We start from the raw sequence: 15661 nt of genomic DNA on the forward strand, positions 1-15661 counted from the left end.
CGGTTTTCCGTCGGGAAGTGCGTTAGAGCGGTATGTATTTAAGCCCGTTCATATCCCGCCTCTTTGAAGTAGGCTGCGCATTCCTGTGGGGTGACGGCTTGGAGAATGTGGCGCAGTTCGTCATGGATTGCGTCGCGTGATCTGGCCTGTGCCTCACGCAACCAGTGCTTGATTTTGGCGAAGAGCTTTTCGATCGGATTGAGATCGGGGGAATATTTCGGCAGAAAGAACAGGCGGGCGCCGGCCTTACGGATGGCGGCGCGGATCTCCTGACCCTTATGGGAGCCGAGATTGTCCAGGATGACGATGTCGCCGGCTTTGAGTTCCGGCACCAGAACTTGCTGGACATAGATGCGGAAGCGTTCGCCATTGATCGGGCCATCGAGGATAAAGGGAGCGCTGACGCGGTCGGCCCTGAGTGCGGCGACAAAGGTCATGGTGTTCCAATGGCCGAAGGGGGCGTAGCCCACCAGTCGTTCGCCGCGAGGCGCCCAGCCCCGCAGCGGCGCCATGTTCGTCTTCGTCCAGGTCTCATCGATGAAAACGAGGCGGGCGGGATCAATTCCGGGGCAGTGCTTCAGCCATCGTGCCCGGTGGCGGGCGACGTCGGGCCGCTCCCGTTCGCTGGCGACCAGCGTCTTTTTTTATAACTCAACCCCTCTTCGTGCACGAAGGTCCAGACGGCGCGATAATCCACCTTCAGGCCGCGCTCGCTCAACTCGGCGACAAGTCCGTGCAGCGTGAAGTCGCGCTCGCGGCAGCGGCAAAGCAGCCAAGCCCGGTGCGGACCGGAAAGCTTGCGGGGCTTGTGCCCACCCATCTGGCCGGGTGCGGCGCTGCCCGTCTCGCGAAACCGCCGCACCCAATCGATCGCGGTGCTGATGCCGATGCCGAAGCGCTTGGCCGCTGCCCGGCACGATAGGCCCTCGCCCGTCACCGCATCGACAACGCGTTCCCGAAGATCATTCGAAAAAGGTCTCGCCATAAAGGCCGGCCTCCTTCACCGGCCTGAATGGTGAATCTGATTTGCGCAGAAAAAGGAATCCCCTTTCCGATTCCGCCTAAATGCATCCCGCTCTAGATCAAACGGTTAGAGCATTTCAGTTTTTCCATGAAACAGTGAAGTGCTCTAGTGGAGTTGAGGTGCCGCTGCGACAGTGAATGCGGCACCCCCTCTGGCCAGAGGGGGCTTTCCGGATGCCGCGCCTCGACCGTCACCCGATCAGCATGAACCTGTCTACATCCACCAGCCCGCGGTCCGAGATCTTCAAATGCGGGATCACCGGCAGCGGCAGAAAGGCGAGTTGCAGGAAGGGCTCTTCCAGCGTGGCGCCCAGGGCGAAGGCGGCCTGGCGCAGATGGTGCAGGGTGTCTCGCACGCGCTCGTAAGGTTCGAGGCTCATCAGGCCGGCGACGGGCAGGGCGATCTCGCCGGTGACCTTGCCGTCATGGACGACGACGAAGCCGCCTTTGATCTCGCCGAGACGATTGACGGCAAGTGCCATGTCGTCGTCATTGACGCCGACGACGCAGATATTATGGCTGTCATGCCCGACGGTGGACGCGATCGCACCCTTCTTCAGGCCGAAGCCCTGGACGAAGCCATTGGCATGATTGCCGTTGACGCCGTGGCGCTCGATCACGGCAACCTTGATGATGTCCCGGTCTAGATCGACGCCGGTCCGGTTGCCTTCGGCGGGCAGGCGATACCGGCGGTGTTCGGTGATGATCTTGCCGGGCAGGACGCCGAGCACCGAAGTCTCGCCTTCGTTGTAGGGGAGGCCGAAGTCCGCGGCCTTGACTTCGCGTGCCTTGACGCTGTCGAGCCCCACCGGTTCGACCGGCTTGCGCCCGGCGAAGAGTGCATCCGTAACGCGCCGCCCGGCGGAAAGGACGAGTTCGGCCTTGCAGTTTTCCAGGCTGTCTACGATGACGAGGTCGGCGCGCCAGCCAGGTGCTACGAGGCCGCGATCGCGCAGGCCGAAGGCGCGCGCGGCGGAAATCGAAGCGGCGCGATAGATGGCGAGCGGCTCGACGCCGGCGCTTATAGCCGTGCGGATCATGTGGTCGAGATGGCCCTGCTCGGCGATATCGAGCGGATTGCGGTCGTCGGTGCAGAGAGCCAGATAGGGCGACAGCCGCTCGGTGAGGATCGGCATGAGGGCCTGCAAGTCCTTGGACACGGAGCCTTCGCGCACGAGGATGTGCATGCCCTTGCGTATCTTTTCGAGCGCTTCCTCCGCGCTCGTGCATTCGTGATCGGTGCGGATCCCCGCCGCGAGATAGCCGTTCAGTTCCTTGCCGCGGAGCAGAGGAGCATGGCCGTCGATATGCCCGTCCTGGAAAGCATCGAGCTTGGCGAGGCAAACCGGATCCTTGTTGACCACACCCGGGAAGTTCATGAATTCGGCAAGGCCGATTACCTTCGGGTGGTGACGGAAGGGCGTGAGGCGCCCGACCGGCAGGTCGGCACCGGACGTCTCCAGGTGGGTCGCCGGCACGCAGGAGGAGAGCTGGACGCGGATGTCCATGACCGTCTCCATCGCCGAATCCAGGAAATACTGGATGCCTTCGGTGCCGAGCACATTGGCGATCTCGTGCGGATCGCAGACAACAGTGGTGATACCGAGCGGCAGCACGCAACGGTCGAACTCGTGCGGGGTAACGAGCGACGATTCGATGTGGAGGTGCGTGTCGATGAAGCCGGGAACGACGATGCGGCCGGTAACGTCGATCTCCTCGCGGCCCTCATAGTCGCCGCAGGTACCGACGATGCGCTCGCCCGAGATGGCGATGTCGGAGGCGACGAGCTCGCCGGTGACGAGATCGAAGAACCGCCCGCCCTTGAGCACGATGTCTGCCGGTTCACGGCCGACGCCCTGATCGATGAGACGCTCCAGCGCTTCGGACATGTGTGCACCTCGCCCTTGATGTTGATTCACGACAATAACCCTCTCCCCGGATCCGGGGAAAGGGCTTCGCAGCTGGTGAGGAACGCGTCAGATGTTGTTCTTCAGCACGTCGCGCAGCTTGTCGAAAAGCTCGTCGATCTGTCGCTTTTCGATGATCAGCGGCGGCGACAATGCAATGATGTCGCCCGTGGTGCGGATCAGGAGGCCTTTCTCATAGGCCTTCAAGAAGGCCGAGAAGGCGCGCTTCGTCGGCTCCCCTGCGATCGGCTCGAGCTCGACCGCGCCGATCAGTCCGATATTGCGGATGTCGATGACATGCGGGCAGTCCTTCAGCGAGTGCAGCGCCTCCTCCCAATAGGGGGCAAGCTCGGCGGCGCGCGTCAGCAGGCCTTCTTCCCTGTAGGTGTCCAGCGTTCCGAGTGCCGCTGCCGAGGCGATCGGATTGCCCGAATAGGTGTAGCCGTGGAAGAACTCGATAAGGTGTTCCGGCCCGGTCATGAAGGCATCGTGGATTTCCGATGTCACGAAGACCGCGCCCATCGGAATGACGCCGTTGGTAAGCCCCTTGGCCGTGGTGATGATGTCGGGCTTCACGTCGAAATATTGAGCGGCGAAGGGCGTGCCGAGACGGCCATAGCCGGTGATCACCTCGTCGAAGATCAACAGGATGCCGTGCTTGGTGCAGATTTCGCGCAGCTTCTGGAGATAGCCCTTCGGCGGGATGAGAACACCGGTCGAGCCGGCGACGGGCTCGACGATGACTGCTGCGACCGTCGAGGCGTCATGCAGGGTGACGATGCGCTCGAGTTCGGCTGCGAGATCGGCGCCGTGCTCGGGCTCGCCGCGGCTAAAGGCGTTCTTGGCCGGCAGGTGCGTGTGTGGAAGGTGGTCGACGCCCGTCAACAGCGTGCCGAACATCTTGCGGTTGGCGACGATGCCGCCGACCGAGATGCCGCCGAAGTTGACGCCGTGATAGCCGCGTTCGCGGCCGATGAGCCGGAAGCGCGAGCCATTGCCCTTGGCGCGGTGGTAGGCGAGAGCGACCTTCAAGGCGGTATCGACCGACTCCGACCCTGAGTTGGTGTAGAGAACGTGGTTCATGCCCTCGGGCGCGATATCGACCAGCCGATTTGCGAGCTCGAAGGCTTTCGGATGGCCGAGCTGGAAGGCCGGCGCGTAGTCGAGTTCGCCCGCCTGTTCGCGAATCGCCTCGGTGATTTTCGGCCGACAGTGGCCTGCATTGACGCACCAGAGCCCCGCGGTCCCATCGAGAACCGTCCGCCCGTCATGGGTGGTGTAATACATGTCCTTGGCGCCGACGAACAGCCGCGGCTCCTTCTTGAACTGCCGGTTCGCCGTGAACGGCATCCAGAAGGCGCTGAGATCGTTGGGCGTGGTGTTCAGGCGGTTGGACATGTGTTTCCTCCTCGTCGAGTCCCGGCAATCCGGATTTGCCAGGCCGGATTCTTTACCCGCTGGTCAAACTATCAGCCCGCCGATGGGCGTCAAGCCAGGCGAAACGATCCGCTTTTCACGGCCTGGATCACGGCACTCAGCGTGTCCTCCCGGGTGTGTCCTTCGGTCGGGAGAACATGCCGTTCAAGGGGGCCGAGCGATGAGAGTTGCTGATGAAGCGCTGCGATGGGCACCGGGTCGGTCAACGTGTCCCCGCCGCGCTGTTGGCAGCGCCGGATGGCTACATCGAGCGGCGGACGCAGAACGACGTAGTGGAGCGGTGCCGTTATTTTCCTGAATGGTTCCAGGAACCACGGTCCGACGATCCCGTCCACAACGACGAAATAGCCGCCACGTGCGTAGGTTGCGGCCACTTTCGTCAGCACATCGACGACGACGGCGTTTTGTTGGTGAGCTTCAGGCAAATAGGGTGGGATCGCCCCGTTCTTGATGAAATGCCAGAAGTCGTCGCAGTGAAGATGGACCTTCGACGATCCGGGCTCTGCGGCGAGCGCCTGCGCTGTCGTGGTCTTTCCGGAGCCGGGTGGCCCGGTGAGGACGAGAATTTCGCTTTCAAGGTTCATGGCGCGATCATGTAGCACGATGCTGCGGGCCAGTCAGCGACAGGACGGAGGAGAAGGCTGCTCACCCGCCAAAAATGAAGCCCCGCGATCGGATCGGCGGGGCTTGAGGAGGCGGTGCTGTTCGGTCGAAGGACGTCTTGGGAGATTACGCCGATTTGCGAACGAGAGGCTTTTCTTCCACGGCATCGGTGTCGTCGCCGTAAATGTCGGATAGTGCGCCCAGAATCTTCAATACGGCGTCGGACGAGCTCGAATAATAGATCGTCTGTGCGTCACGACGGGTGCTGACCAGGTTCTGCGCACGAAGCTTCGAAAGGTGCTGAGAAAGAGCCGATTGGCTCAGCCCGACCTTATGGGCCAGGGCGCCAACCGCCATTTCCTCCTTGACGAGAGAGTCGAGGATGAGCAGGCGTTTCGGATTTGCCATGGCCGAAAGGAAACCGGCTGCTATCTCGGCGTCCTCGTGTTTTTCAGGCGGAAGAGGCTGCATCGTGTGCTCCATGCGAAAATTCATCACACGTAGTTATGATTGATGAAGCACGATAATTAGAGCGGGATGCATTTAGGCGGAATCGGAAAGGGGATTCCTTTTTCTGCGCAAATCAGATTCACCATTCAGGCCGGTGAAGGAGGCCGGCCTTTATGGCGAGACCTTTTTCGAATGATCTTCGGGAACGCGTTGTCGATGCGGTGACGGGCGAGGGCCTATCGTGCCGGGCAGCGGCCAAGCGCTTCGGCATCGGCATCAGCACCGCGATCGATTGGGTGCGGCGGTTTCGCGAGACGGGCAGCGCCGCACCCGGCCAGATGGGTGGGCACAAGCCCCGCAAGCTTTCCGGTCCGCACCGGGCTTGGCTGCTTTGCCGCTGCCGCGAGCGCGACTTCACGCTGCACGGACTTGTCGCCGAGTTGAGCGAGCGCGGCCTGAAGGTGGATTATCGCGCCGTCTGGACCTTCGTGCACGAAGAGGGGTTGAGTTATAAAAAAAGACGCTGGTCGCCAGCGAACGGGAGCGGCCCGACGTCGCCCGCCACCGGGCACGATGGCTGAAGCACTGCCCCGGAATTGATCCCGCCCGCCTCGTTTTCATCGATGAGACCTGGACGAAGACGAACATGGCGCCGCTGCGGGGCTGGGCGCCTCGCGGCGAACGACTGGTGGGCTACGCCCCCTTCGGCCATTGGAACACCATGACCTTTGTCGCCGCACTCAGGGCCGACCGCGTCAGCGCTCCCTTTATCCTCGATGGCCCGATCAATGGCGAACGCTTCCGCATCTATGTCCAGCAAGTTCTGGTGCCGGAACTCAAAGCCGGCGACATCGTCATCCTGGACAATCTCGGCTCCCATAAGGGTCAGGAGATCCGCGCCGCCATCCGTAAGGCCGGCGCCCGCCTGTTCTTTCTGCCGAAATATTCCCCCGATCTCAATCCGATCGAAAAGCTCTTCGCCAAAATCAAGCACTGGTTGCGTGAGGCACAGGCCAGATCACGCGACGCAATCCATGACGAACTGCGCCACATTCTCCAAGCCGTCACCCCACAGGAATGCGCAGCCTACTTCAAAGAGGCGGGATATGAACGGGCTTAAATACATACCGCTCTAGCCGTGATGCATAAAAGGGCAACCACCCCCTGCAAGAAATGGGGGTAGCTAAGATGCGATTAACGGTAAAGTTTTTTTAGAATTGGCCGTAATTCGGCCGCGTCGGCAAGGGGCGTCTCAAACTCCAGGCGGCGCAGACGGTCGCCGTCCGACAGGTCGAGCCCTGCCGAATCGATGCCGACGATCTTCCAGTCGCCTTCGGGTGCGCGGCAATGAGTGGTTGCATAATATCTCACGGCTTCGGCGTGATCGGCGTTCATGTGCTCGATCGCGCCGCCTTCCATCTCCGCGATCGCGGCCGCGGCCGGTGACGCGATGGCGAGATCCTCAGCCGTCAGCACATAGGCGCGGCCGAAGCCGCCGTTGAGGCTTGCCCGCAATGGGTTGAGTCGGAAGAAGCCGAAGTCCGGAAAATCGACATAGAGTTTGGACTTGGGGTGCCGGCGAAGGAATCGTTCGCGAAGACGCAGGTGGAGCGCGCAATCCCGCGGGACGGCCTCCGCCTCGCACTGGACCGTCAGTCGCGGATGGGCGAGCGGGTCGCCTTTGCCCGGCTCGCCGGTCAGCAGCGAAGCACGCCGGTCCGCCGTGAGCGCTTGAGTATGGGTCGAAAGCCGCGACACGAGGATGACCGGCGTTCCGTCGATGTCGATGCCGACGAGTACACGGCTGACGAAGGGGAAACCATCGCTCGCCGGCTCTATCGCGGCAAGCGCGCCGCTTCTCGCCGAACGAAGAAGCACACGGGCAAGCTTGCGTGCTTCCTCGTCCGTCTCGCGCAGCACATTGGGTTTCTCGCTCATGATCGCCTCCTTCCGGCGGGCCGGCGTGCCGCGTCAACCTTTGTTGCGGTGGCGCGTCAACCCTTCGACGATGTTTTGCGCGTCGATGGTCCCGACGACGGAGCCGTTGTCGACCACACCTATGCTGCCCGGCTGGCGCGACATGGCGTCGAGAATATCGACGAGCGGCGTGGTGGGCCTGGCCGTTGCCGAAACGCCGGTACTGGCGGCGGCTCGCCCGACGCCGGTCTGCATCACATCCTTCGCCGTCAGCATGGTGATCGGGTTCATGTGCTGGACGAAATCGGCCACGTACTGATTTGCCGGCTTCTTCACGATCTCCTGCGGCGTCCCGCACTGGATGATCCTTCCGCCTTCCATGATGGCGATGCGGTTGCCGATGCGGAAGGCCTCGTCGAGATCGTGGCTGACGAAGATGATCGTTTTTTTCAGCCGCCGCTGGAATTCGAGCAGTTCGTCCTGGAGGCGCGTGCGGATCAGCGGGTCGAGAGCCGAGAACGGCTCGTCCATCAGCAGGATCGGGGCGCCGGTGGCAAAGGCTCTTGCGAGACCGACCCGCTGCTGCATGCCGCCCGAGAGCTCGTTGACCTTGCGGTCCGCCCATTTGGCCAGGTTGACGAGTTCAAGCTGCTCGCCGACTCGCTTTCTTCGTTCGGCATCGGCAACGCCGGCCAGTTCGAGCCCGAACCCGACATTGTCCGCCACCGTTCGCCACGGCAGAAGCGCAAACTGCTGGAACACCATCGAGACCGTATGCATGCGGAAGTCGCGGAGCGACTTGGCGTTGCAGCGATAGGGGTTCAGCGATCCGTTCGCGGTCTTGACCTCGACCTCGCCGCGCACGACCGGCGCGAGGCCGTTGACGGCCCTGAGCAGCGTCGACTTGCCGGAGCCGGACAGACCCATCAGAACGAGGATCTCGCCTTCATTGATGGTCAACGAAGCGCCGGCCACGCCCAGCACCAGGCCCGTGGCTGCACCGATCTCGTCGCGCGTCTTGCCCTGGTCGACCATCTGCACGGCAAGTTGCGGGTTCTTGCCGAAGATGATGTCGACGTTCTTGAAAACGACGGCGTCGCTCATGCGCCTTCTCCTTCATCGGACGAGCGGAAAAGACGGTCGAGAACGATCGCGAGAATGACGATACAGAGACCGGACTCGAATCCCCTGGCGATGTTTACCGTGTTCAGAGCCCTGAGGACAGGCACGCCGAGTCCGTCGGCACCGACGAGCGCCGCGATCACCACCATCGAGAGCGACAGCATGATGGTCTGGGTCAGGCCCGCCATGATCTGCGGCATGGCGAAGGGCAGTTCGACCTTGCGCAGCACCTGCCAGGGCGTCGCGCCGAAGGATTCGGCGGCCTCGACCAGCGCCGGTGGCGTCGAGATGATGCCGAGCCGCGTCAGCCGGATCGGCGCGGGGATGGCGAAAATGACGGTGGCGATCAGCCCGGGTACCATTCCCAGTCCGAAAAGGATCAGCGCCGGAATGAGGTAGACGAAGGTGGGGATCGTCTGCATCAGGTCCAGGATCGGCCGCATGATCGAGTAGATCCAGGCACGGCGCGCGGCAGCTATGCCGAAGGGCACGCCGACGGCCATGCTGACGAAGGTTGCCGCAAGGACCAGCGCCAGCGTCTCCGTAGTCTCCTGCCAATAGCCCTGATTCACGATCAGGAGCAGCCCGAGACAGGTGAAGGCGGCAATGCCGAGGGAGCGCCGGAACCACCATGCGAGCGCCGTCACGACGGCGATGATGATAAGCGGGTGCGGCGTCTGGAGGATGTAGAGCAGGACCGAAATGATCGCCGAAAGCACATTGGCGAGCTGGTCGAAGAACAGGTTGAAATTCGTCGTCAGCCAGTCGACGAAAGACTTCGCCCAGGCGCCGATCGGGATGGGGTTTTCAGTCAGGAATTCCACGAAACAGGGTCCCTCTTGCCAGGGTCAACACTCAGGTCGGAAGACCGGTGGAAAAAAGGCGGGGTGTTTCCCCGCCTCACTGCATTTCCCATATCGGAGCCGATTTGAGCATGGAACATGCAGCAATTCAAAATGCTACGCGTGATCTGCCGCCGATCAGAGGCCGAGGGCGGCCTTGACCGCGGCCAGTCCGTCGCCGCCATCCTTGGTCGCCACCCCCGAAAGCCAGGGTTCGATGCTCTGCGGATTGTCCTTCAACCACGCGGCCGCAGCTTTCTCCGGGTCTTCACCGTCGTTGAGGATCTTGCCCATGATCTCGTTCTCCATCTGGAGGGAGAACGAGAGATTCTGGAGCAGCTTGCCGACATTCGGGCATTCGGTCGTGTATCCGGCGCGCACATTGGTGTGCACAGTCGCGCCGCCGTAATTCGGGCCGAATACGTCATCGCCGCCGGAAAGATAGGTGAGCTTGAAATTGGCGTTCATCGGATGCGGTTCCCATCCGAGGAAGACGATCGGGTCGCCGGACTTTTCGGCGCGGGCGACCTGGGCCAGCATCCCCTGCTCGGAGGATTCGACGACTTCGAAGCCCTTGAGATCGAAGGTGCCTTTTTCGACCATGTCGATGATCAGGCGGTTGCCGTCATTGCCCGGTTCGATGCCGTAGATCTTGCCGTCGAGCTCGTCCTTGTGGGCAGCGATATCCTTGAAGTCCTTGATGCCGAGCTCCGCGCCCTTGGCATTGGTCGCAAGCGTGTATTTCGCGCCTGCGAGGTTTTCGCGCACCGTCTCGACGGATTTATCCTCGCGGTAGGGGGCGATATCCGCTTCCATGGTCGGCATCCAGTTGCCGAGGAAGACGTCGATGTCCTTGTTCTTCAGCGATGTGTAGGTAACCGGCACCGACAGCACCTTCACGTCCGTCTCGTAGCCGAGCGCCTCGAGGATGGTCGTCGCGGTCGCCGTCGTCGCTGTGATGTCGGTCCAGCCGACGTCGGAGAAGCGGACGGTGCCGCAGCTTTCCGGCTCGGCTGCAAAAGCGCTTCCGGCGGTCAGGGTTGCCATGCAAACGGCTCCCGCCAGCATGAATTTGAGAGAAAGCGTCCTTATCATCGTCGTCGTTCCCCTGCCTTGTGTTCTTTTTTTAGCCAAACACCAATGAAGCGCGAATTCAAGCGCCCTGGCGTTTAAAGAAGTGTATTGCCTCAGTACATTAACGGGATGCACAAAGCGACGCCTGATGTCGCAATGCCCGCGAAATGCCGGCCCGCCGAACCGATCAGCACTTGCGGGCCAAAGCATGTGCGTCCTTGCCGAAAACTGTGAGTCGCTGCGGGATGCTCTGGTCATCGGACGCGTGCCCCGTCATGTAGCGGGCACGATGTCCGGAGATGGGACCATGTCCAAACTTTATTTCAGCTATGCGACGATGAATGCCGGCAAGAGCACGCTGCTCCTGCAGGCCGCCTACAACTATCAGGAGCGCGGCATGCGCGTCGTGATGCTGATAGCAGCCTTCGACGATCGCGCCGGCCAGGGTCGCATCGCGTCTCGCATCGGGCTGGAATCGGAGGCGATCCCCTTCCGCGCAGAGGATGATCTCCATGGGCTGATCGAGCGCCTGAACGGCGACGGCTCCGGTGAAATCGCCTGCGTCTTCGTGGACGAGGCGCAGTTCCTCGGTGAAGATCAGGTCTGGCAGTTGGCGCGTGTGGCGGATCGCCTCGGCATTCCGGTCATGGCCTATGGCCTGAGGACGGACTTCCAGGGCAAGCTCTTCCCCGGCTCCATGGCTCTGCTCGCTATCGCGGATGAGTTGCGCGAAGTCAGGACCATCTGCCATTGCGGGCGCAAGGCAACGATGGTCGTCCGCCTCGACGGCCGCGGCAAGGTCATGCGGGAGGGCGCGCAGGTGGATGTCGGCGGCAACGAGAAATACGTCTCCTATTGCCGTCGCCATTGGGACGACCGGATGCGCGAAGGCTGACGCGCAAGCCGACCGGCGGCGATGCACCGGCCCTGCTGCCCTGCACTCGAAAAAGCGGCCACCGCCCTTGTCGTTCCGTGCTAAACATCCTTTATATAAGTGCAATCAAGGGCTGAAACGGTCCGGCGTGCACTGCTGGCTGGCTTGAGGGGAGAAGGCAATGGCGACGCTGCAGAATTTTGATACGGAGATCGAGAAGACCAGAACCGTCGTCAAGGACATGCGCAGCAAGCTCGAGCAGTCCGGCGTCGTTCTCGAGCAATTCGCCAAGGCGGACACCAAGCTCGGCGACGTCAATTTCGATATCGAGAACGCCCGCATCCAGGACGTCGTCAACCAGCAGAAGGTGATGGAAGCCAACATCGCCGATCTGATCATCGGACTGGAAGACGCGACCAATGTCTTCGGTGCCGAGTTCGAGAGCATGAAGAGCTATACCGGCTACGAGAAGTTCATCGGCATCTTCTCAAGGCAGAAGATGCAGCGCTTGCGCACCGATCGCGTGCGCAACATGTCGCTTGCAGGGAACCTGCAGGAACTGCTTTCGAAATCGGACACCATCGTCGGCATCCTCAAGGACCAGAAGGCGATCCTCGACCAGCGATACAAGACCTCCGAGCAGAGCCTCATCCAGGTGATCGAGCGCCGCAAGGGCACGATGGCGGCGCTGGAACAGACGCAGAAGCGGATCGAAGAGCTCAACCCGCTGCTGCTCGATATCGAGAACAGGATCGCCGCCTCGACAGACCAGAAGACCCGAACCGACCTCGAGGGCGAGCGCTCGCAGCTTGCGACCGAATACAACGAAAAGCAGGCGAAGGAGCAGGAGCTTCTGGCCGAGAGCCAGACGCTCGAGCGCTACACGGCCATGTTCCAGACCTTCGTCGATTCGCTGAACAACCAGATCGCCGCCCAGAACACGCTGATCAACAAGCTGACCATCGACACGGAACAGCGCATCGTTCTCTACAAGGCGCTGGAAGATTCGTTGAAGACGGCTGCGCAGCAGGACGTGGCACACAAGATCAACACGCTCGGCAGCCAGGTGGACACGGCCGCCGAGGAGACCATGGCCGGGATTGGCGCGGCCGCGCAGCGCCACATCGGCGACTTGCTCGAGATGCATGAAAAGAACATGCTTGCGACGCAGGATATCCAGCGGCGCAAGAAACTCGCCGACGACGCCTTCGCGCGCCGCTTCCAGACGGTGATGGACAAGCATAATGCCGCAAATTATGTGAAGCAGTGATCGGCAAGGCGGCAATGACCCGATTTCCGACCGCCTTTCGGCATTTGCCGGGAGAGCTGCCATGAATACCGCCATTTCTCCGGCCGTCAGGCAATATTTCGGCTCCATCCGCGCGGCGCTCGCAGGGCTCGAGCTCTTCCTCGGAGACCGCAATTCGCCGCTTTACCGTGACACAGTCGTCGGCGAGATCATCGTTCCCTATCTTGCCCGGCTGAAAGCCTCGATCGCCTGCTGGGAAAACCGGATCGGTTTCGTCGAACAGTTTCGCATCTCGCGCGCCGAAAGCGGCTTTCCCGTTTTCCAGAACGTGCTGGAACTCGAGAACGACCGGCAGAATGCGGAGAAGCGGCTTGCGAGCATTCCTTCAACCGATGCGCTGCGCGAGGAGATGGTCGATTTCATCCTGAGGCAGAAGGCGTTCCCCGAGGCGCTTCAGGCGCGCATGGCCGAAAGGCTCTATCTGGAGCAGATCGGCAAGGGGGATATCTTTTCGCCGTTTGTGCTGCCGGAGACGATCCGGGTCGCGGTCAATTCGAAGACGATGCGGCCCTTTTACGTCGTTTCCTGGGGCGCGTTCGACGGCAGCCAGACGCTGCCGATGATCTATATGGCGACGATCGAGGATTCCTCGGAAAATCTCGTCGAGATGCTGGTGACCGAGGATGGCAAGCTCAATCCGGACGTCCAGATTCCGCTGCCGGTCGGCGGTCTGCTCAATCCGGAGCTCGCAAGCCGTTTTGACGATTTCGCCTCCAAGAACAGCACCTATTCGCTGACGCCGGTGACGATCGCCACCAATCTCGACAGGGACTTCCCGGAACTGCATCCGAAGCAGCTTCGGCGGATCGTGCTCGGCCCATTCTATTCGGCGGGCATCACCGAGAACAATGCGAGGATCAACGACATTCTCTCCAGGGTGCGCAAGACCGAGAATGCGTGGCTGCTCACCTGGACGGTGCAGGAAGTCTTCTCGAAGGCGGAGCGGCCGGCGACGCGCGGCTTCTGGTCCTCCACCCAGGCGCAGGAGGAGTTTCACATCGACACCGCCGATCTGGAGGCCGCGCGCATGGGGGTCAGCGCTTACGAGAAGCATGCCCTGGTGCCGCATGACGCGTACCAGGCGCTCTATGCCTCCGGCGAGGCCGCCCAGGTCTTCGGCGATTACAAGGTGCATGTCATATCCGGCAACCAGGTGGTGAGCGAGGTCTGAGCCATGGCATTGAACACGGGGCTGACGACGCTGCATGAGGACGAGATCGCCAGACATCAGGCGGTGGCGCAGAGCCTGGTAACCAAGCTTGCCATTGTCGAGCGGGACGATGGCGCCGCCGCCACACCGCTGGCAGGAACGGGGCGCCGTTTCGTCTCGACGGTCTCGACCGGCGGTCAGCGCCGCAGCCGCGAGGTCGAACTCGCACGCACCATCCAGGCGGTTCGCAGCGCCGATCCGCTCCTGTCGCCGGCGCAGCATTCGGTACTCTATCGCACCCGCCGCGGCATCCAGGTGGCGATGGCGGTTGCCGATGTCTTCGCGCGGCAGACGAGCCTTGAACAATTGCAGGCGCGTAACGCCACCGCGCCCCTTACCGGCGAGGATGCGGCTCATTTCAAAGCGCTTCTCTCTGCTTCGGCCTATATCGCCGCCTTCACGCTTGCCGCCTATCTCGGCGCGACGCTGCAGGGAGAGGGCGAGCCGGTGGACGATGCCGCAGAGCCGGATTTCCTTTTCGACACGCCGCAGGATGCGCTGAAAACCATGGTTGCCGGTCTCGACCGCAGCATTGCCGGTGCGCCGGACGAGCTCGCGCTGGTCGCACGGGCCCGGGCCTTTTCCCGCATCGCGATCGAGGGGCTGATTGCGCGCAAGGCGCGTTTCACCGGTCTGCAGAATTTCGAGAGCGTGCACATCCGGCTCGACCAGGACGATTTCACGCTCAACGGTTTCGACGTTGCGCCCGGGCAGAAGCGCAAGCCGCTGGTGATGACCTTCAAGAAGCCCGAGGAGATCATCGGCAACCACATCGCCAAGTACCAGGCGCTGAAGCTCGCCAAGATGCTGATGGCCTACGACTTCGACCGGCAGATGAACCCTTTCGTCGAACTCGGCGGTTTTCTCTTCACCTTCATCGGCGACGGCATGCCGGGCACTGGCAAGACGATCCTGATCCAGATGCTCGCCGGCATGCTGCACGAATATTGCGGCATCGCCGGTTATCCCTTCCATTACGAGAATTTCGGCGTCGACCAGATTTCCTCCTATCAGGGCAAATCGGGCCAGAATTGCAAGGAATTCGTCAACAATGTCGTGAACCCGCGGGCGATCGGCTTCGGCACGATCGACGATGTCGACCAGGTGGCGGCAAAGCGCTCCGACGACCGTGCCTCGGCCGGTCAGCACGAGGTGACGGCGGTGCTGATGGAGAGCTTCGCCGGCGCCTCGACGGTGGTGCGCGGCAACTGCACCTTCGGCATGTTCTCCAACTATCCGGAGAATGTCGACGACGCGCTGCGCCAGCGCGCCGGCGCGCGCTGGCTGGTCGACGGGCCGCAGACGGAGGACGACTATATCGACATCTTCGCGCTGCTCGTCGGCAAGAACCACCAGATCCCGCTCGGCGAGCATGATCTCTATGCCGGTCAGGAGATCAAGCGCGCCGTCTCGCAATCCTATGCCGCGCATGCGCGGCCGCAGGAGGAGGGGCTTGCCGCGGTCTGGGAACGCTATCAGAAGGAGAAGGGCAAGATCGCCACGCTCGCCGATGTCGGCGCCTACCTGCACATGATCAAGGAGGCGGAACCCCGCTTCACCGGGCGCGCGATCAGGAACATCACCGATGCCGTCAAGCTGAGGGCCATGGACGTCGAACTGCCCGACGACTGGTTCAAGGACGCCGGCTCGTTCATGCATAGGCCCTACGACGAGAAGAAGGCGATGATCGAGGAACTGCGAGGCCCGATCACCATCGACATGGTGCTGCAGGAAATCAATCGCTATGCCGATAGCGAGTTCCGCTACACCGACAAATCCGACGATGCGGCCGTCGGCGAGATCATCCGCCGCGAGCGCCAGCGCGAGAGGGCGGTCCGAGAGATCGAGACGATGAAGCGCGAGGGCAGGTGGCAGGGATGAAGGTTGTGTTCG

At 62.0% G+C, this 15661-nt stretch carries 14 protein-coding genes; 5 read left to right on the top strand and 9 right to left on the bottom strand.

Annotated elements, in window-relative coordinates; translation table 11 throughout:
* Positions 1-38: 38 nt before the first annotated feature.
* The 5 genes from JOH52_RS11235 to JOH52_RS11255 all read right to left on the bottom strand — a co-directional run bounded on the left by JOH52_RS11235 (position 39) and on the right by JOH52_RS11255 (position 5441).
* Positions 39-985, bottom strand: a protein-coding gene (locus JOH52_RS11235; RefSeq protein WP_011970797.1) for an IS630-like element ISRm2011-2 family transposase whose coding sequence is annotated in 2 segments (ribosomal slippage) — positions 39-646 and positions 646-985 — 948 coding nt in all. Because the reading frame shifts where the segments join, the coding sequence is not laid out codon by codon here.
* Between the two features lie 229 nt (positions 986-1214).
* Complete coding sequence (ade, locus tag JOH52_RS11240) at positions 1215-2912, bottom strand: adenine deaminase (RefSeq protein WP_013844760.1); 1698 nt, start codon at positions 2910-2912, stop codon at positions 1215-1217.
* A gap of 87 nt (positions 2913-2999) precedes the next feature.
* Positions 3000-4328 (bottom strand): omega-aminotransferase AptA, encoded by a 1329-nt coding sequence (aptA, locus tag JOH52_RS11245; RefSeq protein WP_010969917.1) that lies wholly within the window; start codon positions 4326-4328, stop codon positions 3000-3002.
* Between the two features lie 89 nt (positions 4329-4417).
* Entirely contained in the window at positions 4418-4951 is a 534-nt protein-coding gene (locus JOH52_RS11250; RefSeq protein WP_010969916.1) for an ATP-binding protein, read from the bottom strand.
* Positions 4952-5096: 145 nt separating this feature from the next.
* Entirely contained in the window at positions 5097-5441 is a 345-nt protein-coding gene (locus JOH52_RS11255; RefSeq protein ID WP_013844758.1) for an ArsR/SmtB family transcription factor, read from the bottom strand.
* A gap of 152 nt (positions 5442-5593) precedes the next feature.
* Here JOH52_RS11255 and JOH52_RS11260 point away from each other — a divergent pair.
* Positions 5594-6540 (top strand): IS630-like element ISRm2011-2 family transposase gene (locus JOH52_RS11260; RefSeq protein ID WP_011970797.1). Its coding sequence is split into 2 segments (ribosomal slippage): positions 5594-5933 and positions 5933-6540, totalling 948 coding nucleotides; the frame shifts between segments, so codons are not numbered across the junction.
* 74 nt (positions 6541-6614) lie between these two features.
* Here the strand turns inward: JOH52_RS11260 and JOH52_RS11265 are convergent.
* From JOH52_RS11265 to JOH52_RS11280, 4 genes are all read right to left on the bottom strand, one after another.
* Positions 6615-7358: a HugZ family pyridoxamine 5'-phosphate oxidase gene (locus JOH52_RS11265; protein ID WP_013844757.1), complete on the bottom strand. Its 744-nt coding sequence runs from the start codon at positions 7356-7358 to the stop codon at positions 6615-6617.
* Positions 7359-7391: 33 nt separating this feature from the next.
* Complete coding sequence (gene choV, locus JOH52_RS11270) at positions 7392-8441, bottom strand: choline ABC transporter ATP-binding protein (RefSeq protein WP_010969913.1); 1050 nt, start codon at positions 8439-8441, stop codon at positions 7392-7394.
* Positions 8438-9283 carry a choline ABC transporter permease subunit gene (gene choW / locus JOH52_RS11275; protein WP_013844756.1) on the bottom strand — a complete coding sequence of 282 codons (846 nt, stop codon included), beginning with the start codon at positions 9281-9283 and terminating at the stop codon, positions 8438-8440. Before choW ends, choV begins: the two co-directional genes overlap by 4 nt.
* Before the next feature lie 156 nt (positions 9284-9439).
* Positions 9440-10396, bottom strand: coding sequence for a choline ABC transporter substrate-binding protein (locus tag JOH52_RS11280; RefSeq protein WP_010969911.1), 957 nt, complete (start codon positions 10394-10396; stop codon positions 9440-9442).
* A 286-nt stretch (positions 10397-10682) separates the two neighbouring features.
* Here JOH52_RS11280 and JOH52_RS11285 point away from each other — a divergent pair, with 286 nt between their 5' ends.
* The 4 genes from JOH52_RS11285 to JOH52_RS11300 all read left to right on the top strand — a co-directional run bounded on the left by JOH52_RS11285 (position 10683) and on the right by JOH52_RS11300 (position 15649).
* Positions 10683-11270 (top strand): thymidine kinase, encoded by a 588-nt coding sequence (locus JOH52_RS11285; RefSeq protein ID WP_010969910.1) that lies wholly within the window; start codon positions 10683-10685, stop codon positions 11268-11270.
* Positions 11271-11430: 160 nt separating this feature from the next.
* Positions 11431-12519, top strand: coding sequence for a hypothetical protein (locus tag JOH52_RS11290; protein WP_003535848.1), 1089 nt, complete (start codon positions 11431-11433; stop codon positions 12517-12519).
* 61 nt (positions 12520-12580) lie between these two features.
* The gene (locus tag JOH52_RS11295; RefSeq protein WP_014529834.1) at positions 12581-13729 is read left to right on the top strand and encodes a hypothetical protein; all 1149 of its coding nucleotides are present in this window, start codon (positions 12581-12583) and stop codon (positions 13727-13729) included.
* A gap of 3 nt (positions 13730-13732) precedes the next feature.
* A complete protein-coding gene (locus JOH52_RS11300; RefSeq protein WP_010969907.1) occupies positions 13733-15649 on the top strand; it encodes an AAA family ATPase in 1917 nt (638 codons plus the stop codon).
* Positions 15650-15661 lie beyond the last annotated feature (12 nt).

It is taken from the genome of Sinorhizobium meliloti, from assembly GCF_017876815.1.
In the GTDB taxonomy this organism is placed as follows: Bacteria; Pseudomonadota; Alphaproteobacteria; order Rhizobiales; family Rhizobiaceae; genus Sinorhizobium; species Sinorhizobium meliloti.

Excerpts from the sequence above, each read along its gene's own strand:
- JOH52_RS11265 (WP_013844757.1), bottom strand. The coding sequence starts at position 7,358 with ATGAGCGAGAAACCCAATGTGCTGCGCGAGACGGACGAGGAAGCACGC.
- JOH52_RS11280 (WP_010969911.1), bottom strand. The coding sequence starts at position 10,396 with ATGATAAGGACGCTTTCTCTCAAATTCATGCTGGCGGGAGCCGTTTGC.
- JOH52_RS11295 (WP_014529834.1), top strand. The coding sequence starts at position 12,581 with ATGAATACCGCCATTTCTCCGGCCGTCAGGCAATATTTCGGCTCCATC.
- JOH52_RS11290 (WP_003535848.1), top strand. The coding sequence starts at position 11,431 with ATGGCGACGCTGCAGAATTTTGATACGGAGATCGAGAAGACCAGAACC.
- choV (WP_010969913.1), bottom strand. The coding sequence starts at position 8,441 with ATGAGCGACGCCGTCGTTTTCAAGAACGTCGACATCATCTTCGGCAAG.
- JOH52_RS11255 (WP_013844758.1), bottom strand. The coding sequence starts at position 5,441 with ATGCAGCCTCTTCCGCCTGAAAAACACGAGGACGCCGAGATAGCAGCC.
- ade (WP_013844760.1), bottom strand. The coding sequence starts at position 2,912 with ATGTCCGAAGCGCTGGAGCGTCTCATCGATCAGGGCGTCGGCCGTGAA.
- aptA (WP_010969917.1), bottom strand. The coding sequence starts at position 4,328 with ATGTCCAACCGCCTGAACACCACGCCCAACGATCTCAGCGCCTTCTGG.
- JOH52_RS11285 (WP_010969910.1), top strand. The coding sequence starts at position 10,683 with ATGTCCAAACTTTATTTCAGCTATGCGACGATGAATGCCGGCAAGAGC.
- JOH52_RS11250 (WP_010969916.1), bottom strand. The coding sequence starts at position 4,951 with ATGAACCTTGAAAGCGAAATTCTCGTCCTCACCGGGCCACCCGGCTCC.
- JOH52_RS11300 (WP_010969907.1), top strand. The coding sequence starts at position 13,733 with ATGGCATTGAACACGGGGCTGACGACGCTGCATGAGGACGAGATCGCC.